Source organism: Curtobacterium sp. VKM Ac-2889 (assembly GCF_015350855.1).
Taxonomy (GTDB): Bacteria; Actinomycetota; Actinomycetes; order Actinomycetales; family Microbacteriaceae; genus Curtobacterium; species Curtobacterium poinsettiae.
The window spans coordinates 573,072-595,464 of sequence record NZ_JADKSC010000003.1 but is presented as its reverse complement, the minus strand read 5'-3'; the positions used below and the strand labels follow the sequence as shown (position 1 = coordinate 595,464).

The 22,393-nt window shown below is 72.2% G+C and carries 17 protein-coding genes; 5 read left to right on the top strand and 12 right to left on the bottom strand.

Annotated features, from left to right (window positions below):
* Positions 1 to 157: 157 nt before the first annotated feature.
* Positions 158 to 1,201, bottom strand: coding sequence for an ATP-dependent DNA ligase (locus tag ITJ50_RS12950; protein ID WP_194590635.1), 1,044 nt, complete (start codon positions 1,199 to 1,201; stop codon positions 158 to 160).
* Between the two features lie 209 nt (positions 1,202 to 1,410).
* On the opposite strand from ITJ50_RS12950, the gene ITJ50_RS12945 reads away from it, so the two are divergent.
* On the top strand, positions 1,411 to 2,454 hold the full coding sequence (locus ITJ50_RS12945) for an MBL fold metallo-hydrolase (RefSeq protein WP_194590634.1): 1,044 nt from the start codon (positions 1,411 to 1,413) through the stop codon (positions 2,452 to 2,454).
* A 25-nt stretch (positions 2,455 to 2,479) separates the two neighbouring features.
* On the opposite strand, the gene ITJ50_RS12940 is transcribed toward ITJ50_RS12945, so the two are convergent.
* From ITJ50_RS12940 to ITJ50_RS12920, 5 genes are all read right to left on the bottom strand, one after another.
* Complete coding sequence (locus ITJ50_RS12940; RefSeq protein ID WP_194590633.1) at positions 2,480 to 3,112, bottom strand: FMN-dependent NADH-azoreductase; 633 nt, start codon at positions 3,110 to 3,112, stop codon at positions 2,480 to 2,482.
* A gap of 140 nt (positions 3,113 to 3,252) precedes the next feature.
* Complete coding sequence (locus ITJ50_RS12935) at positions 3,253 to 4,830, bottom strand: hypothetical protein (RefSeq protein WP_017886559.1); 1,578 nt, start codon at positions 4,828 to 4,830, stop codon at positions 3,253 to 3,255.
* Positions 4,831 to 5,085: 255 nt separating this feature from the next.
* Positions 5,086 to 6,414 carry a hypothetical protein gene (locus ITJ50_RS12930; protein ID WP_194590632.1) on the bottom strand — a complete coding sequence of 443 codons (1,329 nt, stop codon included), beginning with the start codon at positions 6,412 to 6,414 and terminating at the stop codon, positions 5,086 to 5,088.
* 227 nt (positions 6,415 to 6,641) lie between these two features.
* Positions 6,642 to 8,066 carry a hypothetical protein gene (locus ITJ50_RS12925; protein ID WP_194590631.1) on the bottom strand — a complete coding sequence of 475 codons (1,425 nt, stop codon included), beginning with the start codon at positions 8,064 to 8,066 and terminating at the stop codon, positions 6,642 to 6,644.
* Between the two features lie 166 nt (positions 8,067 to 8,232).
* A complete protein-coding gene (locus ITJ50_RS12920; RefSeq protein ID WP_017886561.1) occupies positions 8,233 to 9,135 on the bottom strand; it encodes a LysR substrate-binding domain-containing protein in 903 nt (300 codons plus the stop codon).
* 105 nt (positions 9,136 to 9,240) lie between these two features.
* Between ITJ50_RS12920 and ITJ50_RS12915 the strand changes: the two genes are divergently transcribed.
* Positions 9,241 to 12,717 carry a proline dehydrogenase family protein gene (locus tag ITJ50_RS12915; protein WP_194590630.1) on the top strand — a complete coding sequence of 1,159 codons (3,477 nt, stop codon included), beginning with the start codon at positions 9,241 to 9,243 and terminating at the stop codon, positions 12,715 to 12,717.
* A gap of 223 nt (positions 12,718 to 12,940) precedes the next feature.
* Positions 12,941 to 13,381 carry a VOC family protein gene (locus ITJ50_RS12910; protein WP_017886563.1) on the top strand — a complete coding sequence of 147 codons (441 nt, stop codon included), beginning with the start codon at positions 12,941 to 12,943 and terminating at the stop codon, positions 13,379 to 13,381.
* A gap of 5 nt (positions 13,382 to 13,386) precedes the next feature.
* Here the strand turns inward: ITJ50_RS12910 and ITJ50_RS12905 are convergent, their stop codons facing one another.
* Together ITJ50_RS12905 and ITJ50_RS12900 are read right to left on the bottom strand one after the other, a co-directional pair.
* A complete protein-coding gene (locus ITJ50_RS12905; RefSeq protein ID WP_017886564.1) occupies positions 13,387 to 13,830 on the bottom strand; it encodes an acyl-CoA thioesterase in 444 nt (147 codons plus the stop codon).
* Positions 13,827 to 14,435: a QsdR family transcriptional regulator gene (locus ITJ50_RS12900; RefSeq protein ID WP_017886565.1), complete on the bottom strand. Its 609-nt coding sequence runs from the start codon at positions 14,433 to 14,435 to the stop codon at positions 13,827 to 13,829. Before ITJ50_RS12900 ends, ITJ50_RS12905 begins: the two co-directional genes overlap by 4 nt.
* 47 nt (positions 14,436 to 14,482) lie before the next feature.
* On the opposite strand from ITJ50_RS12900, the gene ITJ50_RS12895 reads away from it, so the two are divergent.
* Positions 14,483 to 15,676, top strand: coding sequence for an acyl-CoA dehydrogenase family protein (locus ITJ50_RS12895; protein WP_416354620.1), 1,194 nt, complete (start codon positions 14,483 to 14,485; stop codon positions 15,674 to 15,676).
* Positions 15,677 to 15,728: 52 nt separating this feature from the next.
* Here the strand turns inward: ITJ50_RS12895 and ITJ50_RS12890 are convergent, their stop codons facing one another.
* Positions 15,729 to 17,168, bottom strand: a complete 1,440-nt coding sequence (locus tag ITJ50_RS12890) for a phytoene desaturase family protein (RefSeq protein ID WP_194590629.1) — start codon at positions 17,166 to 17,168, stop codon at positions 15,729 to 15,731.
* A complete protein-coding gene (locus ITJ50_RS12885) occupies positions 17,165 to 18,061 on the bottom strand; it encodes a UbiA family prenyltransferase (RefSeq protein WP_017886568.1) in 897 nt (298 codons plus the stop codon). The genes ITJ50_RS12890 and ITJ50_RS12885 overlap by 4 nt, the downstream gene beginning before the upstream one ends.
* Positions 18,062 to 18,123: 62 nt before the next feature.
* Between ITJ50_RS12885 and ITJ50_RS12880 the strand changes: the two genes are divergently transcribed.
* Entirely contained in the window at positions 18,124 to 19,329 is a 1,206-nt protein-coding gene (locus ITJ50_RS12880; protein WP_194590628.1) for a glycosyltransferase, read from the top strand.
* 61 nt (positions 19,330 to 19,390) lie between these two features.
* Here the strand turns inward: ITJ50_RS12880 and ITJ50_RS12875 are convergent, their stop codons facing one another.
* Together ITJ50_RS12875 and ITJ50_RS12870 are read right to left on the bottom strand one after the other, a co-directional pair.
* Positions 19,391 to 21,424 (bottom strand): alpha/beta fold hydrolase, encoded by a 2,034-nt coding sequence (locus ITJ50_RS12875; protein WP_017886570.1) that lies wholly within the window; start codon positions 21,422 to 21,424, stop codon positions 19,391 to 19,393.
* Positions 21,421 to 22,317 (bottom strand): patatin-like phospholipase family protein, encoded by an 897-nt coding sequence (locus ITJ50_RS12870; RefSeq protein WP_071251586.1) that lies wholly within the window; start codon positions 22,315 to 22,317, stop codon positions 21,421 to 21,423. Before ITJ50_RS12870 ends, ITJ50_RS12875 begins: the two co-directional genes overlap by 4 nt.
* Positions 22,318 to 22,393: the final 76 nt, after the last annotated feature.

Sequence of the window (22,393 nt, the reverse complement as noted above, 5' to 3'; positions counted from 1 at the left end):
GGCTCCGGAATGGACGCCTCGTGCTGCTGAGATCATCCTGGCACGGCTTCGCTAGTTCGGCTAACTACTTTTCCCGGAACGTGACAGAACAGCGACAAACGGACACCGCAGTGCGTTCCACGACCCGGAGGAGCGCACAGGGGCGGTGGCGAACGCCTCAGGACAGCACGTCGTGCAGGTCGTACGCACTCGGCACCTCGAGCTGCTCGAACCCGCACGACGTCGCGTCACGGTCGGGCCGCCACCGCTCGAACTGCACGGTGTGCCGGAACCGGTCGCCCTCCATCTGGTCGTACCGGACCTCGAGCACCAGTTCCGGCGCCAGCCGGACGAACGACGTGTCGCGACCCGACGAGAACCGCGACCGTTCCCCGTCACCGGTCACGGGCCTCCCGTCCGCATCGCGGAGCACGACGGGCTCGAGTTCTTCGACCAACGCGGCCCGTCGCTTGTCCGTGAAGGCGGAGACGCCGCCCACCTGGCGGAGCTCGCCGTCTGCGTCGTACAGGCCGACCAGCAGCGACCCGACACCGGAGCCGCTCTTGTGCACGCGGTAGCCGATGGCGACGACGTCGGCGGTGCGGTGGTGCTTGATCTTGAGCATGGTGCGCTTGTTCGGTTCGTACGGCCGCGCGCGGGGCTTCGCGACGACGCCGTCGAGCCCGGCGCCCTCGAAGGTGGTGAGCCATTCGCGGGCCTGCTCGACGTCGAGCGTGGTGCGGGTGACGAAGAGCGGGGCGGTCATCGCGTCGCCGAGCTGTTCCAGGCGCTCGCGGCGCTCGTCGAACGGCAGGTCGAGCAGTTCCTGCCCGTCGACCGCCAGCAGGTCGAACGCCACGAACTGTGCCGGGGTCTCGACGCTGAGCTTGGCGATCCGTGAGGCCGCCGGGTGGATGCGCTGTGACAGGGCCTCCCAGTCGAGCCGCTCGGCACCGGGCTCGCCGGACCGCAGGATCACCTCGCCGTCGAGGACGACCGGGTGGTCGCGTCCACCGAACTGCGCGCGGAACGCCTCGACGAGTTCGGGGAAGTACCGGGTGAGCGGCTTGGCGCCGCGGCTGCCGATCTCGACGTCGTCGCCGTCGATGGTCACGATGCCGCGGAAGCCGTCCCACTTCGGCTCGTACCGCAGCCCGCCCTTCGTGCTGTCCGGGTCGGGCACGGTGGCGACGGCCTTGGCGAGCATCGGTGCGATCTCCATGCGTCCTGTCTACTCGCGCGCGTCGTCGGCGCTGTCGACGCGGTGCTGCGCAGCCTGCGCCGTCTGCCTGGAGGCCCGTGCTCCGCCCGGCGCGTGCGTTCGGTGAGCAGGAATGGTCGGGTCCACGGCCCGCACCCGACCTCTTCTGCTCACCATGCGTCGGGAGCAGGGCCATCGCCGGCCAAACACGCGTCGGTATGGTGGCGAGCGTGACGACCGTGCCCCCGCCGGCAGCGCCGGCCCCGGAACCGATCAGCCCCGTGCAGGCCGCCGCGCTCCGTGACGGTGTCCTGCCGCCCGTCGAGCAGGTCCGGCCGGGCATCTGGACCCTCGCGGTGCCGTTCCGGTTCGGGGTGCCCGACGCCACCCTGGTCTACGTCGTCGAGGGGGCGGACGGCTCGCTCGCGGTGATCGACCCCGGGTGGTCGGCCGACGGCCGTCTCGACGAGCTGCGGGACGGTCTCGCCGCGATCGGACGGGACCTGGATGACGTGTCGCTCGTTGCCGTGACGCACCTGCACGCCGACCACCTGGGCGCCGCAGCTGCGATCCGCCGGGCGACGGGCGCCCGTGTGGCGATGCACGGGCTCGAGGTCGGAGCGCTCGAACGGGAGCGCGCGGACGCCGAGCGGAACGACGCGGACATCGCGACGTGGGGGCTGCCCGAACACCTGCGGGCTGGGGTCGTCGAGGCGTGGGGCAGCGGCCGTCGGATCGGGATGGGCCGGATCGAGGCGCCGTACGCCGACGTGTCGCTGGAGGACGGCGACCTGCTGCCGATCCCCGGTCGGACGATCCGCACGCTCTGGACCCCGGGGCACACGGGCGGGCACGTGTGCTTCCTCGACGAGGCTGACGGGCTGCTGTTCTCCGGCGACCACGTGCTGCCGCGGATCAACTCCGGCATCGGGCTCGGTGGACGGACCAGCACCAACCCACTGGGGGACTACCTGGCGTCCTTGGCCCGGCTCGACCCGTACGCCGAGCTCGAGGTCTGCCCGGGGCACGAGTACCGGTTCCGCGACGTCGTCACCCGTGCGCGGACCCTGGCCCGGCACCGGGAGGAACGCTCCCGCCACGTCGCCGCGGCCCTCGACGCACTGGACCGTCCGACGCTGTTCGAGGTCGCCGCCCGGGTGCCGTTCAGCGGCGGGATCGAGTCGATGACCGGGTTCCTGCTCGCGAGCGCACTGACGCAGACGGCCTTCCACGCAGACCTGCTCGGGCGGGCCGACGAGGTGCGGCCCGCCTGACCTCAGCCGTCTGCGGCCGCGCGGGTCAGCCGAGCGTCGTCGCGAGGCGTTCGATCGTCGTCTTCGCGTCGGCGAACTCGGCGGCGGCGTGCTCGGCCAGGGCGGCGAGGTCCGGCAGCCGGTCGGCCAGGGTGGCGCTGACGGTGATCGGGTACAGCTTCATGCCGAGCGCGGTGCCGAGCACGATGTGCAGGACGGGGGAGCCGTGGTCCCAGCCCTCGGTCGGGGTGCCGGCGTCGTAGGTCGCGCCACGGCTCACCACGGTCACGACGGGTCGCCCGGCCAGGGGCTGCACGCCGCCGGTCAGGATGCCGGGCACGTGGATGCGGTCGATCCAGGCCTTCAGGGTCGAGGGCACCGTGTAGTTGTACAGCGGCGCACCGACCACGACGACGTCGGCGGCCAGGAGCTCGTCGATGACCTCCTGCCGCAGTGCGTCGGCTTCGGGCGCGACGGTCTCGTCGGCGGTGCGGTCGGCGGCGGCCCAGTGCAGCGCGGAGCTCTCCAGGTGGGGGAGCTGGTCGATGTGCAGGTCGCGCCGGACGACCGTGTACTCCGGGCCGCGGGCGCGCCAGGCATCGGCGAAGGCTGCGGTCAGCGCGCGCGAGCGCGAGTGGGAGAGGTCGGCCGAGGAGTCGATGTGCAGCAGCGTGGGCATGTCGCCAACGCTACCGGCGCGGACCCACCCGGGTGCTGATGCGGGAACGGCCCCGCTGCTCCGGTGGGGAGCAGGCGGGGCCGTGGCGGGCCTCCCGTCCGCCGCGCGGGCACGCGACGGACGGGAGACGTCTCCGGGTGTCAGCGCTGGGCGCGACGACGGCGCGCGAAGCGGGCGCCGATCAGGCCGGCACCGGCGACCAGCAGGCCGAGGGCCCACGGCAGTGCGTCGGTGGTGTCCGAGCCGGTGTAGGCGAGCTGGCCGCCGGTGTTGACCGGGGCGACCGGGGCCGCTGCGGGTGCGACGGGGGTCGGGTCGGCGATGCCGGCGGCGACGGTCGGCCGGACGTCGACGGCGAACGACGTGCTGAAGTCGCCGGCGGCGACGGTCAGGTTGTGGATCGACGCGTGCGGGAACGTGACGCCGACGATGCCGAAGTCACCGAGCTCGGGGTCGGGCGCGATGACGTCGCTGGCGATGTCCGACGTCACCGTCGGCAGCTCGCGCGTCTCGCTGTCGAAGCCGCCCTCGGGGTTGCCGAAGCGGTCCACGAGACCGCCCTGGACCACGAGCGTGCCACCCTGCTCGATGGTCGGACGGCCGCCGATCTGGAAGTCGTCCTCACCGAGCGTGAAGACGCTGCCGTCGGGCTCGATGATCCAGCTCGTCCGTTCCTGGTCGCTGTCATCGAAGAGGCCAGCGCGGTCGGTCGTGTAGACCATGACGCCGATCGGGGCTGCGGCCTCGACGGTCATCGACACGTACTGCGTGACGGACTCGGTGCCGCTGGTCGCGGTGACGGCGAAGTCGTAGTCCATCGCGAAGGTGGCGGTCCCGCTGAGTTCACCGGTCGAGGCGTCGAAGGTCAGGTCGAAGGGGAGCTGTTCCTCGGGGGACGACTCGTCCTCGGGGAACTCCTCGGCGTAGTCGGCGTCCTCTTCGGAGAACCAGGTGAGGCTGTACTTCGGCTCCGGGAAGCCCTGCGCACGGAAGGTGTGCGAGAAGGCGTCACCGGCGACGGTGCTCAGCGCGAGCGGGTTGTCCTGCGTCGCGCCGGCCTTGGTGGGCTGGCCGTCCGCGCCGAGGAACGCCGGGGTCTGCGTCACGGCCGCGGTCGCGGCCGAGGTGACGGTCGACGTCTCGGTCGCGCCGGGCAGCGTGCCCGTCACGGCGACCGTGATGGTCTTGCGGACGTCGGTGGGGTCGACGACGTAGCTCGCGGCCTTCGACAGGACGTTGCCGTCCTGGTCGGTCCACGAGTACTTGTAGCCTGCCTCGTCGTCGAAGCCGGTGACGACGGCGACGAGTCGGGTGCCGACCTTCGCCGCGCCCTCGATGGCGACGGTGGCGTCGGCGGCCTCGGCGGTGACGTCCGGCTTCGGGGTCTCGGTCGGCGTCGGCGCCTCGGTGGCCGTCGGCGCGGTGGTCTCCGGAGCGACGGGCTCGTCGGTGGCCTCCGGTGCCGGTGCAGCCGGGGTCTCCTCGGCGGGAGCCGGGGTCTCGGGCGTGGTGTCGGCGGGCGGATCCGTCGGCGTGGACGTCTCGCTGCCCTCGGCCGGGGCCGGGGTCTCGACGGCCGAGATCGGCTGCGTGGTGTCGAGCGTCTCGGCGTTGGCGGCCGTCGCGGTCATGATGCCGAGGCCGGTGGTCAGGCCGACCAGGGCGACGGTGGTGCCGACGGCGCAGGCGCGACGGACTGTGGAGGTGCTGCGGTGCACGGGTTCCCCCAGGGAATCGGTCCGGGCCACAGGCCCGGATCATGTGAATTTGCCGAGAATGTCGGCGTTCTCGGATCGTAGCGGGATCAGGTCCTGGGGCTGTGACGATTCACCGGAATGTGACCCGGGTTGGGGGTGTGTGCGGGAAACCGCCTGACTTCCGCAGCCGCGGCGCGGCTGCGGCGGTGCGGACGGACGGACGGGCGGCCCGGTGCCAGCGGGCACCGGGCCTCCCGTCCGTTCGTCGGTCGCGTCTCAGGCGCGACGGCGCCGCAGACGGTGGACCAGCAGGCCCCCGCCGGCGGCGAGCAGGCCGAGCGCCCACGCCAACGGCGTGGTCTCGTCGGCGCCGGTGTAGGCGAGGGTGCCGGGGGTGCCGCTCGTGGTGGTCGCGACCGCGGCCGTGGCGACGGGACGGACGGCGACGACGAACGTGGTCGAGGCGCCGCCCTGGGTGATGGTGAGGCGGTGGTCCGAGGCGTGCGGGAACGTCACCTTCGAGGCGTCGCCCCGGGGATCGGTGGCGATCTTGTCCGACGCGACCGAGCTCGTCACCGTCGCGCCGAACCCGGTGCTCACGGAAGCCGGCGCGGTCGGGTTGCCGAACCGGTCGACGGCGAGGCCGGACACCACCAGCGAGCCGCCCTGCTGGACGGGGATCGATTTGACGGTGCCGAGGGGGTCGCCCCCGCCGGAGAACGCGCTGATGACGCCACCGGGTGCGACCGACCAGACCGTTGCGCCGGGTGTGCCGGTGTCGACGATCGCGCGGACCCCGACGGGTGCGGCCGGCAGGACGGTCAGGCGCACGTACTCCGTGGCGGTCGCGGTGCCGCGGAGGGCGACGACCTCGAAGTCGTACGTGCCAGCGGTGGTCACGGTGCTGGTGAGCACCCCGGTCTCGACGTTGACGGTCAGGTCGGACGAGGGTGCGTCCTGGATCGCGTACGCCAGCGAACCCGTGCCGCCCGTGGTGCGGAACGTGTGCGTGAACGTCGCGCCGGCGGTGGCGGTGAGGGCGAGCGGCTTCGCCTTCGTCGAGGGCTCGGTGAAGACGACCGGCGACGGCGAGACGGTCAGGCGGACGTACTCGGTCACCTGTGTCGAGCCGCTGAGCGCCACGACCTCGAAGTCGAACGTGCCGGCGGTCGTCGGCGTGCCGCTCAGCACGCCGGTCTCGACGTTCACCGTGTAGTCCGCCGACGGGGCGTCCTGGATGGCGTACCCGACGGTGCCGTTGCCGCCCGTGGTGGTGAACGTGTGACTGAACGGCGTGCCGACCGTCGCGGTGAGGGCGATCGGGGCGGCCTGGGTCGACGGCTCGGTGAACGCGAGGTCGCTGCCGTCACCCGGTGCTGCCGCCGGGGTGGCGCTGTCCGTGGCCTTCGCGGCGGGGCTGGCGGCGTGCGTCAGGCTGGCACCCGGTGTCGCGGTCGCCGTGGTGCTCGTCGGTGTCGTCGTCCGCGTCGGCGTCGCCGCCGTCGCGGGCGCGCTGACGCCGATGACCGAGCCGATGGCGGTCGCCGCGACGACGATGCCGATCGTCGCCGCGCGGCGGACGGGCGGCTTGGTGGACTGGTGCATGGTTCCCCCTCGGGAGTCTGGTGGTGAGCACGCGGTGCCCGCGCGCTCCTCTGTGCTGACGTTACGGTTCACGGACCCGTTCCGACCCCTGCCGGAGATCACGGTTTCGTCTCGGTACTACCGGCTCTCATCTGGGGTTTTTCACAGAAACGCGCGACGACGGGCCGGAGGTGCGGGGCGGTCTCGCCGCGCACCTCCGGTCCGTCAGGCGGTTGCCGTGACGTGCCTCAGCCGAGTCGGCGACGCAGGCGCCAGACGAGCAGGCCGGCGCCCGATGCCAGGAGACCGAGGGCCCACGCGAGCGGGCCGGACTCGTCGGCACCGGTGTACGCGAGGGTGCCCGACGCGGTCGGCGTGTGGGTGGTCGTGACCGTGGTCGTCGCCGTCGGCTGCACCTCGAAGCGGATGGTGCTCGTCACGTCTCCGGACGCGACGGTGATCGTGTGCGGCGACGCGTGCTCGAAGGTCACCCACGTGGCCACAGCCTCGGGGTCGTACTCGGTGCGGTCACTGGCCACGTCGCTCGTGAAGGTGAGGTCGGTGTGGTCGCCGACCGGCTGCCCGTCGGCGTCCACGGCCAGGGCGCGGATCTGCACCCGGTCACCCTGTCGGGCCGGGATCGCGTCGACCTGCTGCGGGTCGCCGTCCGCCGGGTAGTAGGTGATCACGTCGCCATCGACGCCCCACCGGTCGCCGGAGGTCCCGTCCGCGGGGAGCACCCCGATGGTGATGCCGGCGACGGCAGCGGGGGCCTCGGGGACGCGGACCGTGAACGAGGTCGAGACGCCGCCCTCGGACACCGTCAGTGTGCGGGTGCCCGGCTCCAAGAACGTCACCGTGTTCGCCGACCAGTTCGGGTCCCAGACCACGCCGTCGGACGCGGTGGTGCTCGTGACGGTCGAGCGCGGGTACTCGTCGCCCGGGGTGGTGCGGTTGCCCAGCGCGTCGACGGCCAGCCCCGCGAGGGTCATCGAGGAGCCGACCGTGGCGGGGACCTCCGACACCACGGTGTCACCGGTGCCACCCGGCGCGTACTCCCGGATCGTCCCGTCGGCGTCGACCTGCCAGCTGACGTCGGAGTCCGAGCTGTCGACGCCGAACGTGACACCCACCGGGGCGCCGGGCTCGATGTCGACCTGGACGTACTGCACGGCGGTCTGGTGCAGGTCGGTCGCGGTGACCTGGAACAGTGCGGGTCCGTCGAACGTGCTCTTCGGGGTGGCGCTCAGGACACCGGTCTGCTCGTTCCAGGACCAGCCGTTGACGTCGTTGGTCGGGTCGAAGTTCAACGGGTTGAACAGGTACTCCAACGGGCCGTCGCCGCCCTGGGCGGTGAAGGTGTGCGAGAACGGCTGGCCGGCGGTCACGGTGAGGACGATCGGCGCGTCCTTGCTCGACGGCTCCGCCCAGGTGACGGGTGTCGATGCCTCGGGGGCGGGCTGTTCTGCGGCGGCGGGGGGCGTCGGCGCGGTGCCCGCGGCGGTCGTGCCCTGCGGAGCCGACGTCGCGGTGGTGCTCGGCGCAGCGGTCTCGTCGGTCGCTGCGGAGGCGGCGCTCGCCCCGATGCCGAACGCCGACGAAGCGGTGACGATCGCGATCGCCGCTCCGATCGCCGCGCTGCGGCGGAAGGTGTACTTGCAGGACTGGTTCACGGGATCCCCCTCGGATGCCTGGACGGGACGCCGGATCAGCGTCCTCTACTCAGGGAATGTCGCCCGCTGGCCAGTCCTGACGATCGCTCGATCACAGAATGATCACGACGGCAACGGAGCTCCGCAGCCGTCGTGCCGACCCGAGCCGCGCCTCCAGACCGCCGTGTCACGCTCCGACGACGGACGCGGCACGTTCGAGCGCGGCGCGGAGAGCACGCACCGCTGGCGACGACGCGCCAGCGGCGCGGACCACCGTGAAGATCGTCCGTCGCGGACCCTCCGGCAGCTCGAGCAGTCGACAGGTCGTCGTCCGGCCGGTCCACATCAGGTCCGGCATCAGGCTCACCGCGTTGCCGGACTCGACCAGGCGGATCTGCGTCTGCAGGTCGGCGGTCTCGTACCGGACGTCTGGCTCGAAACCCCAGCGCCGACAGACCTGCTCGGCGAAGTGCCGCGACGCGGTGCCGCGGGGCTCCATCACCCAGGGCATGGTGCGCGCGTCCTCGAGCGACGACACCGGGCGCAGCGCGGTGTCGAGCGGGGGCAGGGCGAGCCGCACCGCGTCGGTCGTCAGGTCCGATCGGTCGAGCCCGGGCAGGTGCGGTGCGGCATGTGCCGGGTACTGCTCGGCGATCACCATGTCGAAGTCACGAGCCCATGTCTCGTTCAGTGCGGTCTCCGGCTCCCGCTGCACCATCTCGACCCGGACGTCGGGGTGCTCCGTCGCCATCTCGTGCAGGGCGCTCGGCATCAGGGCCAGGGCCGCGGACTGGAACACGGCAACCCGCACCCGGCCCTGCACGGACGACAGGGTCTCCTCGACCTGGGACTGCGCGTGCTCGAGGACGTCGAGCACCTGGCCCGCCGCGGTGACCAGCACCTCGGCCTGCGGGGTGAGCTGCAGCCGTCGGCCGGCCTTGCGGAACAGCTGCACACCGGCCTCCCGCTCCAGGGCGCTGAGCTGCTGCGAGACCGCCGACGGGGTGAAGTTCACCGCCTCGGCGACGGCCGCGATCGTGCCACGGATGGACAGCTCACGGAGGAGCACGAGACGGCGGACGTCGAGCATGGTCCGACGCTAGCCGGAGCGCGACCGGAACGGTAGCGCAACTGAACGGTATCCATCAGGAACGCTCACTTCCGCTACCGCATCCCGGACCTCCACACTGAACCCATGACGACGCTGCACGAGGACTCCGCCATCGACCACGACGCCCTGGCGGACCAGTCCGTCGCGCTCGTCCGACAGTGGCTCGCCGAGGCCGAGTCGTACCCCGTCGACGGCTCCGCGAAGCAGCTCGCCGGGGTGCTCGCCGACCCCGCCGGCCTCGACTTCGCCGTCGGGTTCGTCGACGGCGTCGTGCGACCGGAAGACCTCGCCGTCGCCGCCCGCAAGCTCCGCCAGATCGCCCCGGACGCCCCCGGGTTCCTGCCCGCCGCGCTCCGCGGACTCGTCCGGCTCGGCGGCGGCATGGCCCCGGTCCTGCCGAATGTCGTCGTCCCCATCGCCCGCCGCGTCCTCCGGAACATGGTCGGCCACCTGATCGTCGACGCCACCGACTCCAAGCTCGGCCCGGCGATCGCGGGCATCAAGCGCGACGGCGTCCGCCTCAACGTCAACCTGCTCGGCGAGGCCGTGCTCGGCGAACGCGAAGCCGCCCGCCGGCTCGAGGGCACCCACAAGCTCCTGGCCCGCGACGACGTCGACTACGTCTCGATCAAGGTGTCGTCCACCGTGCACCCGCACTCCCCGTGGGCGTTCGACCACGCCGTCGACGACATCGTCGAGCAGCTCCGACCGCTCTTCCAACGCGCCGCAGCCGCCAGCCCCGCCAAGTTCATCAACCTCGACATGGAGGAGTACAAGGACCTCGACCTCACCATCGCGGTCTTCACGAAGCTCCTCGACGAGCCCGAGTTCCTGGGCCTCGAAGCCGGCATCGTGCTGCAGGCGTACCTGCCCGACGCGCTCGCCGCGATGCAGGAGCTGCAGGAGTGGTCCGCCGCCCGCCGTGCCCGCGGCGGTGCCGGCATCAAGGTCCGGCTGGTGAAGGGCGCGAACCTGCCGATGGAGCAGGTCGAGGCCTCGGTGCACGGTTGGCCGCTCGCCACCTGGCACACCAAGCAGGACTCGGACACCAACTACAAGCGGGTGCTCGACTGGGCGCTCACCCCATCGCGCGTCGACAACGTCCGCGTCGGTGTCGCCGGGCACAACCTGTTCGACGTCGCCCACGCCTGGCTGCTCGCCGGTGAGCGCGGCGTGCGGGACGGCATCGAGTTCGAGATGCTGCTCGGCATGGCGCAGGGGCAGGCATCGGCCGTGAAGAACACCGTCGGTTCGCTCCTGCTCTACACGCCGGTCGTCCACCCGGGCGAGTTCGACGTCGCGATCGCCTACCTGATCCGTCGTCTCGAAGAAGGCGCGTCGCAGGACAACTTCATGTCCGCCGTCTTCTCGCTGGTGTCGTCGCCGCCACTGTTCGCCCGCGAAGAAGAGCGCTTCCGCGCCTCCCTGGTGCCGCTCGCGACGCCCGAGGGGCTCGAAGCGCCGGCATCCCACCGGGTCGCAGACCGGTACGCCGCCGTCGGCCGCCCCGGCCCCGGCCACTTCGAGAACACCCCGGACAGCGACCCCTCGGTCGGCGCCGTCCGCGCCTGGGGCGACGCCATCACCGCACGGGTCGCCTCGTCGACGCTCGGCGTCCGTGCCGTCCAGGAGGCCCGGGTCGGCTCCGCCACGGCGCTCGACTCCGCGCTCGGTCGCGCCAAGGCCGCCGGTGCGGTCTGGGGGACCTGGTCCGGTGGTGCGCGTGGCGCTGTGCTGCACGCCGTCGGCGACGCACTCGAGGCGAACCGTGCCGCCCTCATCGAGGTCATGGCGTCGGAGACCGGCAAGACCATCGACCAGGCCGACCCCGAGGTGTCCGAGGCGATCGACTTCGCGCACTTCTACGGCACCCTGGCGTCCTCGCTCGACGACGTCGACGGTGCGACCTTCACGCCCGCAGCGCTGACCCTCGTCGCGCCGCCGTGGAACTTCCCCGTCGCGATCCCCGCCGGGTCCACCCTCGCCGCACTGGCCGCCGGGTCGGCCGTCGTCCTGAAGCCCGCGCCGCCCGCCGAGCGCTCCGGCGCCGTGCTCGCCTCGATCATCGAGACCGCGCTGGACGCCCACGGGGCACCGGCCGACGTGCTCGCGTTCCTGCAGGTGTCCGAGGACGACCTCGGGCAGCAGCTCATCGCGTCGCCGATGGTCGACCAGGTCATCCTCACCGGTGCGTACGAGACGGCCGAGCTGTTCCGCTCGTTCCGCCCGGACCTGCCGCTGCTCGCCGAGACCTCGGGCAAGAACGCCGTGATCGTCACGCCGTCGTCCGACCTCGACCTCGCCGTGAAGGACGTCGTCGCGTCCGCGTTCGGGCACGCCGGCCAGAAGTGCTCGGCTGCGTCCCTCGTGGTCATGGTCGGCTCGGTCGCCAAGTCCAAGCGCTTCCGGAACCAGCTGCTCGACGCGGTGTCGTCGCTCACCGTCGGCTACCCGACCGACGCGGCGACCCAGATGGGCCCGGTCATCGAGCCGGCATCGGGCAAGCTGCTCGACGGCCTGACGACGCTCGGCGCGGGGGAGTCCTGGGCCGTCGAGCCGAAGCAGCTCGACGAGACCGGCAAGCTCTGGAGCCCGGGCGTCCGACAGGGCGTCCGCCGTGGCTCGGAGTTCCACCGCACCGAGTACTTCGGCCCGATCCTCGGCATGATGACCGCCGACTCCCTCGACGAGGCGATCGACATCGTGAACGAGGTCGACTACGGCCTGACCTCGGGACTGCACTCGCTCGACCCGGCCGAGATCGGCACGTGGCTGTCGCGGATCCAGGCGGGCAACCTCTACGTCAACCGTGGCATCACGGGCGCCATCGTCCGGCGGCAGCCGTTCGGCGGGTGGAAGAAGTCGGCGGTCGGTGCGGGCACGAAGGCCGGTGGGCTGAACTACCTGCTCGGGCTCGGGTCGTGGACGCCGGCACCGGCGGCCGGTGCGTCCGGTGTCGCCGTGTCGGGTCCGGTCTCGGCGTTCGCCCGGGCTGCCGAGGTCGCTTCGCCGATGCTCGACCGCCCGCTGGCGTCCGACGAGCAGGCCTGGTCGACGCTGTTCGGCACCGCGACGGACGTCTCGGCGCTCTCCGCCGAGCGGAACATCGCCCGGTACCTGCCGTTCCCGTCGGTGCAGGTGCGGCTGGCCGCGGTCGCCGACGCGGACGCTGACGCCTCGGTGATCGAGCTCGTCCGCGTCGTCGCAGCCGCACTCCGGGCTGGCACGACGATCGAGGTCTCCACGGCCGCGACGCTGCCGTCGTCCGTCGCCTCGGCGATCCGGTCGCTGCCGATCGTGCGCTCGCTGTCGCAGACGGTGTCCGACGGGGCCTTCGCGAGCTCGGTCGCTTCTGGTCCCTCGACCCGCGTGCGGCTCATCGGTGGGGACACCTCGGCGCTGTACTCCGCCGTCGGTGGTCGTCCGGACGTCGCGGTGTACGGCGGCCCGGTGACCGAGGCCGGGCGGCTCGAGATCCTGCCGTTCGTCCGCGAGCAGGCGGTGTCGATCACGGCGCACCGCTTCGGCACGCCGAACCACCTGACCGACGACCTGATCTGACCCCGGACCGCGGCGCTGGCGTTCGGGTCCAGCGCCGCTTGCACGACCGAAGTGCCCCCGAACCGCGCGATCGCGTGATTCGGGGGCGCTCTGGTTGTGCGGCGTGCGGAACGTCGTGCGCGCGGCTGTCCGGTCGCCGCACGGCCTCGGGTGCTTCGGAGGCACCGAGGGTTGCCTCGGGTGCGCGTCGCAACCACGGCGCGCAACCCTGAGGAGCTCCACCATGACCGAGCCGTTCGCACGCCCGACCGCCCTGGCCCACGTCCGTGTCACCGTGACCGACATCCACCGCAGCAAGGCGTTCTACCAGCAGCTGCTCGGCACCGACCCGGCGATCGACTTCAGCGACCAGGTCGACGAGCCCGGCGTGCGCGAGGACCGTGAGCGCTTCTACGGCGGCTCCGTGTTCCGGCTCGGCGACCAGGTGTTCGGGCTCCGTCCGGTCGCCCCGGCGGGGCAGACGTTCGACCCTGACACCGTCGGCCTCGACCACGTGAGCTTCGTCGTGGGGTCGGTCGACGAGCTGCACCAGGCGGCTGCACGCCTCGACGCCGCAGGGGTCGAGCACGGCGAGGTCACCGACCTCGGCGACGCCGGCATGGTGATCCTGTCCGTGCAGGACCCCGACGACATCAACCTCGAGCTGGCTGCGCTGAAGGGCTGAGGTCCTCAGTCGGCGACGGCGGGCTGCTGCGCGACCATCGAACCCGTGACGAGCTCGCGGAGTTCGGCGGGCAGCGGGATCGGACGACGGGCACCTTCACGGTCGATGATGACGTGCACGAACTCACCCGTGGCGAGCAGCGCCCCGTCGGACTGCCGGAACAGGCCGAACTCCCACGACAGGCTCGTGGTGCCGAGGTGCTTCGAGCGCATCCCGACCTCGATGACGTCCGGCCAGACGGCGGACTCGACGAACCGGCAGCTCGACGACACCAGCACGGCGATCCACTCCGACGAGAACGGGTCGAGCCCGGCGAACTCGCGGAACCAGTACGTCGACGCGTTGTCCATCGCCGAGTAGTAGATCGTGTTGTTGACGTGCCCGAACATGTCGTTGTCGTTCCACCTGGTGGGGTAGGAGCGGCGGAACGGGTACTCGTCGATGGTCATCGGTCTCCGATCGGTGGTGCGGGTGTGGCGTGCACCGCGTCGGGCCGCAGGACGTACTCGAACGCCGCACGTGCCCGGTCGGGATCAGGGGTCTCACCGGAGATGAACTCGGCGTAGGTGAACGACTCGGAGATCCGGACGAGCAGCCGTGCGAGCTCCTCAGCCGACAACGGTGCCGGATCGAACGTACCGGACGACTCCTGCTGCTCGATGAGTGCGGTGACCCGGGCGACGAACCGGCTCTGCACGTCGCTCTCCGAGGTGGTCAGCAGACGCATCGCCCGAGCCGGTTCGCGGGTCAGGAACGCCCGGAAGTACGGGGCGTCGATCAGGTCCGCGGTGAACCGGTCGAGCACGACGACGAGCCGGGCAGCCCCGGTCGCTCCGATCTCGTCGGCGGCGTGGGTTGCCCCGTCGAGCGTCGGGACGGCGAGGGACCACAAGATCTCGGACAGCAACCGGTCACGGTTGCCGACCCAGCGGAACAGTGACGTGCGATCGACGCCGAGTGCGGCAGCCAACGCCCCCATGTCGATCCGCGACCCGGCGATGAAGGTGTGACGGGCCTCCCGGAAGGCGCGCAGCGCAGAGTCTGATGTGTACACGCGATCCTCTCTTGCAACGTTTTCGAGAATGATGCATCGTGGTTCCCATGTCAACGACCATGCCCGCCACGGCCCTGCTCGAATCGGACTTCTACGGCTTCCAGCAGCAGCTCTCCGAGCAGGAGCGTGCGTCGCTCGGGCAGCTCCGGCAGTACCTCGAGCAGGAGGTCCGGCCGATCGCCGACGAGTACTGGGCGCGGGCCGAGTTCCCGATGCAGGTCATCGCGCCGCTCGCCGAGCTCGGCATGTACGGGCCGGGCGTCCCGATGGTGCGCCGGTTCGAGAACTCGGCCGTCTACCGCGGGTGGACAGCACTCGAGCTCGGCCGGGTCGACGCCAGCGTCGCCACCTTCATCGGTGTGCAGTCCGGCCTGGCGATGAACTCCATCGCGGTCGCCGGCAGTGACGAGCAGCAGCGGGAGTGGCTGCCACGGATGGCCGCCGGCGAGCTCATCGGGGCCTTCGGACTCACCGAGCCGTACTCCGGCAGCGACTCCGCCAAGGGCCTGCGCACCACCGCGCGGCGCGAGGGCGACGAGTGGGTGCTCGACGGCGAGAAGCGCTGGATCGGCAACGCCACCTTCGCCGACGTCGTCGTGATCTGGGCGAAGGACGTCGCCGACGGCCAGGTCAAGGGCTTCCTCGTCACCACCGACACCGCGGGCTTCACCGCGACGAAGATCGAGGACAAGATCGCGCTGCGCGGCGTGCAGAACGCCGACATCGTCATGCGGGACGTCCGTGTCCCCGAGTCGCGTCGGCTGCAGAACGCCACGTCGTTCCGCTCGACCGCCGAGGTGCTCCGACTGACCCGCACCGAGGTCGCCTGGCAGGCGGTCGGCATCGCGATCGGCGCGTACGAGGCCGCCCTGGCCTACGCCCGCGAGCGGGTCCAGTTCGGCAAGCCGATCGCCGCGCACCAGCTCGTGCAGGACCTGCTCGTCAAGTCGCTGTCGAACATCACAGCCTCGATCGCACTCTGCACGCAGGCCTCGGCCATGCAGGACGCCGGGGTCGGTGGCGACGAGCACTCCGCGATGGCCAAGGCGTTCGCCACTTCGAAGATGCGCGAGACCGTCGCCTGGTGCCGCGAGGTGCAGGGCGGCAACGGCATCGTGCTCGACAAGGGCGTCGCTCGGTTCTTCTCCGATGCCGAGGCGATCTACTCGTACGAGGGCACGCGCGAGGTGAACACCCTGATCGTCGGCCGGGCGATCACCGGGCAGGCCGCGTTCGTGTAACTGCCCGGCTGGTGTGGAGCGGTTCGCCGGTTCGCCGGTTCGCTCGTTCGTGTCAGGCCGGTGTCGACTTGAGCAGCCGGTTCACCGCGATCATCGCGCCACCCACCACCGCCGGGACGCCGCCGCCGGGGTGGACCGACGCACCGACCCGCCACAGCCAGGGCCGCCAGGGGTCGTTGTACGAGGGACTGTGGAACGGCCCGCTCAGCCACGGCGGGCGTGCCGCTCCGTAGAGCGCCCCGTGTGGTTCGCCGCCCTCGCCGTAGTACTGCGGATCGAGCACGACCTGCTCGTCGAGCAGGTCGGTGAGGGGCCCGTCGAGTCCCATCGCGCGGGAGACACGGTCGACCTCGCGCCGCACGAAGGGGTGCTCCGCCGTGTAGTGACCGCCGTCGGCGGGCGCGGTGAGCAGGATCCCTGCGGTGCTGCGCCCGTTCGGGTACACCTCACCCGCGCGGTACTGGTTGACGAACACCATGGTGTCCGCCGGCTCGTCGCCGGCCTCCAGGCTGCGGTGCAGTGCCGCCGGCTTCGTCGGGAGCACCACGCTGTGCGCCGCGAGGTCCGCCGGCAACTCCTGGCGGAGGACGCCGTACACCGCGACGGCCGAGCAGGAGAGGGTGCGCGGACGCAGACGGGGGAGCGGTGGGATCCGCGACGGGCCCGTCAGTGTGGTGAGTCGGTCGGCGTCCACGGCGCTGACGACGAGGTCGGCCGGGTACCGCCCGACCTCGGTGGTGACCCACCCGCGCTCGATGCGGGTGACGGCCTCGCCGGTGCGCACCTCGGCTCCGGCGGCCTCGGCCAGCCGGGCCAGCGCGAGCACGATCTCGTAGATCCCGCCGCGCGGCACCCAGGCACCGGTCTCCGCCATGATCGCCGGCATGCTCGCGTAGAGGGCCGGGGTGCGTGCCGGCGAGACGCCCGCGTTGAGGGTGTGGATCGCGATGATCTCGCGCAGCCCGTCCGGCAGCCACTGCAAGCCGTCCAGGTAGGCGCGCGTCGTGAGTCGCGAACCGTAGACGGCCAGGAGCCGACGGAGCGCCGGGAGGGCCGCGCGGTCGAGGGGGTCGGCGAGCAGCAGCTCGGTCACGTCGTCGGCGAGGGGTGCGTGCAGGTCCGAGAACCGGCGCCAGGCGGGGTACCACGGGTGGTCGGGCGCCACCGGCAGCGAGGTCTCCTCGCCGTCGTGGTAGTAGCGACCGACCTCGGGCATCCGCACCAGGTCGAGGTGACCGGCATCGCGAGTGCGCTCGGGTGCGCCCGCGTCCGCGCCGTCGCCGAGTCGCCGCAGCAACTCGTCCCACACGGCGGGGAACGTCATCAACGACGGGCCGGTGTCGATCCGGTCCGCACCCAGGTGGATGCGCCGGCTCTTGCCGCCGAGCTCTGCGGAGGATTCGAGCAGGGTGACCCGATGGCCAGCACGTGCGAGCAGCGCGGCGGCGGTCAGGCCGCCGATCCCGCCCCCGACCACGACGATGCGGCTCACGAGCGGCCTCCCAACACGATCGACACCATGAGGAGCACCCCGACGAACGACCCCGCGATGTACGGGAAGGCGACCGACAGACGGTACAGGCGGTGACCGGTCTCCGGCGTCGGATCACGCAGCAGGGACACCACCAGGATGCCGGCGATGAGCAGGTTGACTGCGGCCACGGGCACGCTCACCACGGCGAAGAGTGCCGTCGAGGCGATCCACCAGGACCCGCTCCACCATGCCGTCCCGCGCGCGCCGAGCCGGACCGCGGTGGTGGTGATGCCCGCACGGCGGTCCTCCTCGATGTCCTGCACCGCGTCGAAGGCGTGCTTGGCCACGCTCCACGCCATCAGGCCGAGGGCAGCCGGCCACACCGGGGTGACCGAGAGCGCCGCGGGGACGATGACCAGCGGCAGCGCGTACGCGGCGTTGCTCAGCGAGTCGAGGAACGGCCGCGCCTTGAACCGCAGCGGCGGTGCGGAGTAGAAGACGAAGACACCCGCGTAGAGCAGGATCACCGCGTTCGCGAGCGGCGGCAGTGCGATGGAGAAGTAGACGAGGAACGGGACGTTCACGACCGCGACGGCCCAGGCGATCAGTCGCACCTCGGACTGTCGGATCCTGGCACCCTCGATCGACCCCTTGCGGGGATTGGCCGCGTCGGTGTCCTGGTCGTAGATGTCGTTGACGCCGTAGATGAGCAGGTTGAACGGCAGGGTGAGCCACAGGATGAGCGGCAACGCCCGCACGTCGAACAGCGCGCCGGTGAGCCACACGGCAACGAGCCCGGAGCCGATGGTGTTGATCCACAGCACCGGTCGCGAGATGAGCAGGAGCCGGCGCACGGCCGGTCCGATCCCGGACAGCGCGGTTCGCGGGATCCGCTCGAGTCCGTCAGTCACGGGCCCGAGCGTACCCGGCCGACGGTGACGCCGGGCGCCGGCTTCCCCGCCACACTGGTCGGATGCGCATGATGCTGCTCACCGCCGGCACCCGCGGCGACGTCGAGCCCTTCGCCGCACTGGCACGACGTGCCCTGTCCCGCGGACACCAGGTGCGGCTGGCGCTGCCGGACGACGCGGTCGCGCCTGACGGTGTCGACACCGTGCGCCTCGGCCTGGACGCGCACCGGGTGCTGTTCCCCGTCCGGCGCACCCCTCGAGTGCTCGCGCACCACCTGCGCACCGAGGTGCGTCCTGCGATGCGCCGGATGCTCGCGGCCGCGGTGCGGGAGAGCGTCGACTTCGGCCCCGGCGTGGTGGTGCACCACCCGCTGATCCTGAGCGCTCCGATGGTGGCGGACGCGCTCGGCGTCCCCCGCGTGCTGGTGGAGTTCGCACCCGTGGCGACCCCGAGCGAGCGCTTCCCCGCCGCCGGAGGCCCGACGGCGACCCGAGACCTCGGCCCGCGCAACCGGTCCACCTACGCCGTCCCCCGCGCCGTCGCCCGTCTCTTCGACGCCGACGTGGTGCGCGCCGCCGCCGAGTTGCCGGGCGGCCGTCGTCCCGCGCGGCGGTCGCCGTCGCGTGCGACGCTCATGGCTGTGAGTCCCGCGTTGCTCCCGCGGCCCGACGACTGGCCCGAGCGGGTGCACCAGACGGGGGCCTGGTACGAGGCGACACCGTCGGCGTCACTCGACCCCGAGGTCGGCGACTTCCTGCGGGCCGGTCGCTTCATCGTCGCCTCGTTCGGGTCCATGGCGACGGGGACGGCGCGGGACGCAGCGGCTCGAGGGTCTGCGATCGTCACGGCTGCCCGTTCCCACGGCCTCCGGGTGCTGCTCGTCACCGGGGCGGGCGGCCTCGCGCTGCCGGCTGCGCTCCGTGGCCCCGACGTGCTGGCGGTGGGGTCGACGCCGTTCGACGCGGTGCTGCCGGGCGCGACGCTCGCCCTGCACCACGGCGGGGCCGGTACCGCGCACGCCGTTGCCCGCGCCGGCGTGCCCGCGGTCGTCGTGCCCGTCACCGCGGACCAGCCGTTCTGGGCCGCGCAGCTGCACCGACAGGGCGTGGCCGCCGCTCCGGTTCCGCTGCGTCGCCTGTCGGTGGGCACGCTCGAACCCGCGATGCGCGATGCCCTGACCCGCCGCGACCGTGCCGCCGACGTGGGGCGGCGGATGCGGGCAGAGCACGGGGTCGAGCGGGCGCTCGACGTGCTCGAAGCCCTCTGAGCCGTGGTCGCGGCGCGGGCAGGGATCGTCGGCGGCTGCTCCTTCGGTCCGGACGTGTCGCTCAGCCGAGCAGCTCGGGTCGCTCCCACTCCTGGTCGAGCACGTGCTGCCCGAGGAACGCGAACACCGTCTCGTACCAGACCACGGCGTGCTGCGGGGAGAGCACCCAGTGGTTCTCGTCCGGGAAGTACAGGAACCGGTGCGGCATCGAGCCGTCCGGCGCCGCGTGGTGCTCCGCGAGCTCGGACCACAGCCGCAGCCCCTCGCCGATCGGCACCCGGTAGTCCTTGTCACCGTGGATGACGAGCATCGGTGACGTGATGTCGCCCACGAACCGGTGCGGGTCGTTCGCCGCGATCCCGTCGGCGTCGAAGATCGACGACCAGTACTGCGACGAGTCCGTCGTGCCGTTGAACTGGTCGAGCGCCCACAGGCTGGCGTGGGTGACGATCGCCCGGAACCGGTCGGTGTGCCCGGCGACCCAGTTCGCCATGTACCCGCCGAACGACCCGCCCATCGCCGCGGTGCGGGAGGCGTCGATGTCGGCTCGGGCCTCGACCACGTCGGTGATCGCCATCAGGTCGGTGTACGGCGCCTGCCCCCAGGCGTTCCAGCCGCGGTTCACGAAGTCGAGCCCGTAACCGGTGGACAGCGCGGGGTCCGGCAGCAGCACGGCGTACCCGCGTGCCGCGAGCAGCATCGGGTTCCACCGCCACGACCACTGGTTCCAGGAGTTGAGCGGCCCACCGTGGATCCACAGGACGAGCGGGTGCGGCCCGTCGCCTTCGGGTACGACCAGCCAGCCGCGCACACGGGCACCGTCGGCAGCGGTCGTCTCGACCTCTTCCAGGTGGGCGGGCACGTCCGGCAGGGGCGCCGGCGTCGCCAGCGCGGTCACCGTACCGTCCGTCGCGATCCGCACGGGGTGCAGCGGCGCCGCCCAGGAAGCCCGGAGCGCCACGACCACGCCCGTCGCCTCCGCCACGCGCAGGCTCGAGTACGCCCAGTCGTCGTGCGTCAGCTGCTCGACGGCGCCGCCGTCGAGCGGGATGCGGAAGACCGGCGCGCGGCCGTCCTGGTCGGCGACCGCCAGGAGCGCCCCGTCGCCGTGCTCGAACACGAGCTCGCTTGGCCAACGGTCCCAGTCGGCCGCGATGCGGCGGGCGTCGGAGCCGTCGATGCCGGCCGTCCAGACCTCCTGCTGGTTCGCACCGGCCGGGGTGGAGCGGACGGTGCGGACCCAGGCGATCGTCCGACCGTCGTGGCTGAGCGCCGGCATCTCGTGGTCGACGTCGACGTCGTCGAACAGCACCGTGCGGTGGCCGCTGGACAGGTCGATGGTGACGAGCGTCGAGCGGTGTCCACGGGCCTCCCGGACGCCCACGGCTGCCAGCAGGACCGATCCGTCGGGGGTGAGCGCTCCGCTGACGTGGTCGAGGGAGCGGCCGGGGGACGGCGTGCGGTCCACGGGCTGAGCGACTTCGTCCGCGCCGCCGGCCGTGTCGAGCGTCAGGACATGGGTCTGGGCCGGACCAAGGTCGTGGTCCCAGTACCGCACCGGGTAGGTCTCGTGCAGGATCGCGCGGACGTGCTTGTCCTTGCGGGTCTTCCGGAGCCCGGCGTCGGCCTCGAGCACCGTCGACGGGTCGGAACCGGCCCCCGGCAGCAGGTCGGCGGTCAGCGCGACGACGTCCGACGACGACGCGGTGGCCAGGACGCCACCGACACCCCCGGCGAGACGGGTGAGCGGGCGGGCCTCGCCACCCGCGGCGGGCAGCACCCAGAGCTGCGCCGCCTCGAGGTCGCTGGCGTCCGCGTCTGGCCGGGCGGAGACGAAGAGCAGGTCGCCGGTGCGGGTGAAGGCGATGCCGCCCTCGCCCTTGGCGGAACGGGTGAGGCGGACCGGGCGCGCAGCGGACCGGCTGTCGTCGGTCGACGACGTGGGCACCTGCCAGATGGACCGGCGGGAACCGGTGCCGTCCGGATCGAGTGCACTGACCGTCAGGGCGACGCGAGTGCCGTCCGGACTGACGTCGATGCCGTCGACGCGGGGGAGCGCGATGTACTGGTCGAGGTCGGAGAACGGGGCGCTCATGCGTGCACGCTCGCCAGGTCCTCGGCCCAGAAGGCGGCGATCTGCTCGGCGACCGCGGTGCCCTGGGCGTGGCCGGCCTCGGCCGACGGCGCCTGGGTGGCGAGCGAGAGCGAGTTCGTGCCGAAGGCCTGCTGGGACGCGCTGTCGGCCACGACGACCTCGACCGACGAGCCACCGGCGCGCAGGGCCTCGACCGCGACGTCGAGCCAGGGTCCGCACGGAGACGGCCCTTCGGGTCCGCAGGCGATGACGAGGACCCGCTCGTACCCGGCGGCGGCATCGGCGTTGGTGCCGGAGCGGACACCGCCGTCGACGTAGGGGCGGCCGTCGATGCTGACGGGGGTCCACACGAAGGGCACCGAGCAGCTGGCGGCGACCGCGCGGGGGAGCGGGACGCCGTCCGCTGCGGTCAGCAGGCGGAAGGTGCCGTCGGTGGCGTCGACCGCGGTGACGGCGAGGGGCTTCTCCGGCCACTCGGTGGACGGGAGCGTCTCGCCGAAGGTCACGATGCGCTCGTCGTCGCTCTGCCCGCCGACGACCTGCTGGGCGGCCTGGCCGAGTCGAGCGCGGGCGTCCTGTTCGTCGGTCGCGCCCTGCAGTGCTGCGCCGATGTGCTGCTGCACGGCTTCGACGTCGATCGGTGCCGGCTCTTCGTAGGTCGTGGGGGCCGGGCTGTGCTGCTGGTCGTGGGCCTGCTGGACGGCACCGTTCCGGACGAAGGCGCCGACGACGCTGCCGGCGCTCGTGCCGACGACCAGGTCAGCGGCGTCGAGGTCGACGCCGGCTTCCTGCAGGGCGACGAGGACGCCGACTTCCCAGGCGATGCCGGCGACACCTCCGCCACCGAGGACGAGGGCTCTGGATCCGGGAACGGGCGTGCTGACGTCGGTCATGGGTCCTGCTTACCAGCTGCGTGCGACGGGCTGGTGGAGGCCGTCGGATCCTGTGGAGAACCGACCTGTGGACAAC

Bases quoted from the DNA above. Each gene is read 5' to 3' on its own strand.
- ITJ50_RS12950 (WP_194590635.1), bottom strand. From the start codon at position 1,201: ATGGAGATCGCACCGATGCTCGCCAAGGCCGTCGCCACCGTGCCCGAC.
- ITJ50_RS12940 (WP_194590633.1), bottom strand. From the start codon at position 3,112: ATGCCCACGCTGCTGCACATCGACTCCTCGGCCGACCTCTCCCACTCG.
- ITJ50_RS12930 (WP_194590632.1), bottom strand. From the start codon at position 6,414: ATGCACCAGTCCACCAAGCCGCCCGTCCGCCGCGCGGCGACGATCGGC.
- ITJ50_RS12920 (WP_017886561.1), bottom strand. From the start codon at position 9,135: ATGCTCGACGTCCGCCGTCTCGTGCTCCTCCGTGAGCTGTCCATCCGT.
- ITJ50_RS12915 (WP_194590630.1), top strand. From the start codon at position 9,241: ATGACGACGCTGCACGAGGACTCCGCCATCGACCACGACGCCCTGGCG.
- ITJ50_RS12910 (WP_017886563.1), top strand. From the start codon at position 12,941: ATGACCGAGCCGTTCGCACGCCCGACCGCCCTGGCCCACGTCCGTGTC.
- ITJ50_RS12905 (WP_017886564.1), bottom strand. From the start codon at position 13,830: ATGACCATCGACGAGTACCCGTTCCGCCGCTCCTACCCCACCAGGTGG.
- ITJ50_RS12895 (WP_416354620.1), top strand. From the start codon at position 14,483: ATGTCAACGACCATGCCCGCCACGGCCCTGCTCGAATCGGACTTCTAC.
- ITJ50_RS12880 (WP_194590628.1), top strand. From the start codon at position 18,124: ATGCGCATGATGCTGCTCACCGCCGGCACCCGCGGCGACGTCGAGCCC.
- ITJ50_RS12875 (WP_017886570.1), bottom strand. From the start codon at position 21,424: ATGAGCGCCCCGTTCTCCGACCTCGACCAGTACATCGCGCTCCCCCGC.
- ITJ50_RS12870 (WP_071251586.1), bottom strand. From the start codon at position 22,317: ATGACCGACGTCAGCACGCCCGTTCCCGGATCCAGAGCCCTCGTCCTC.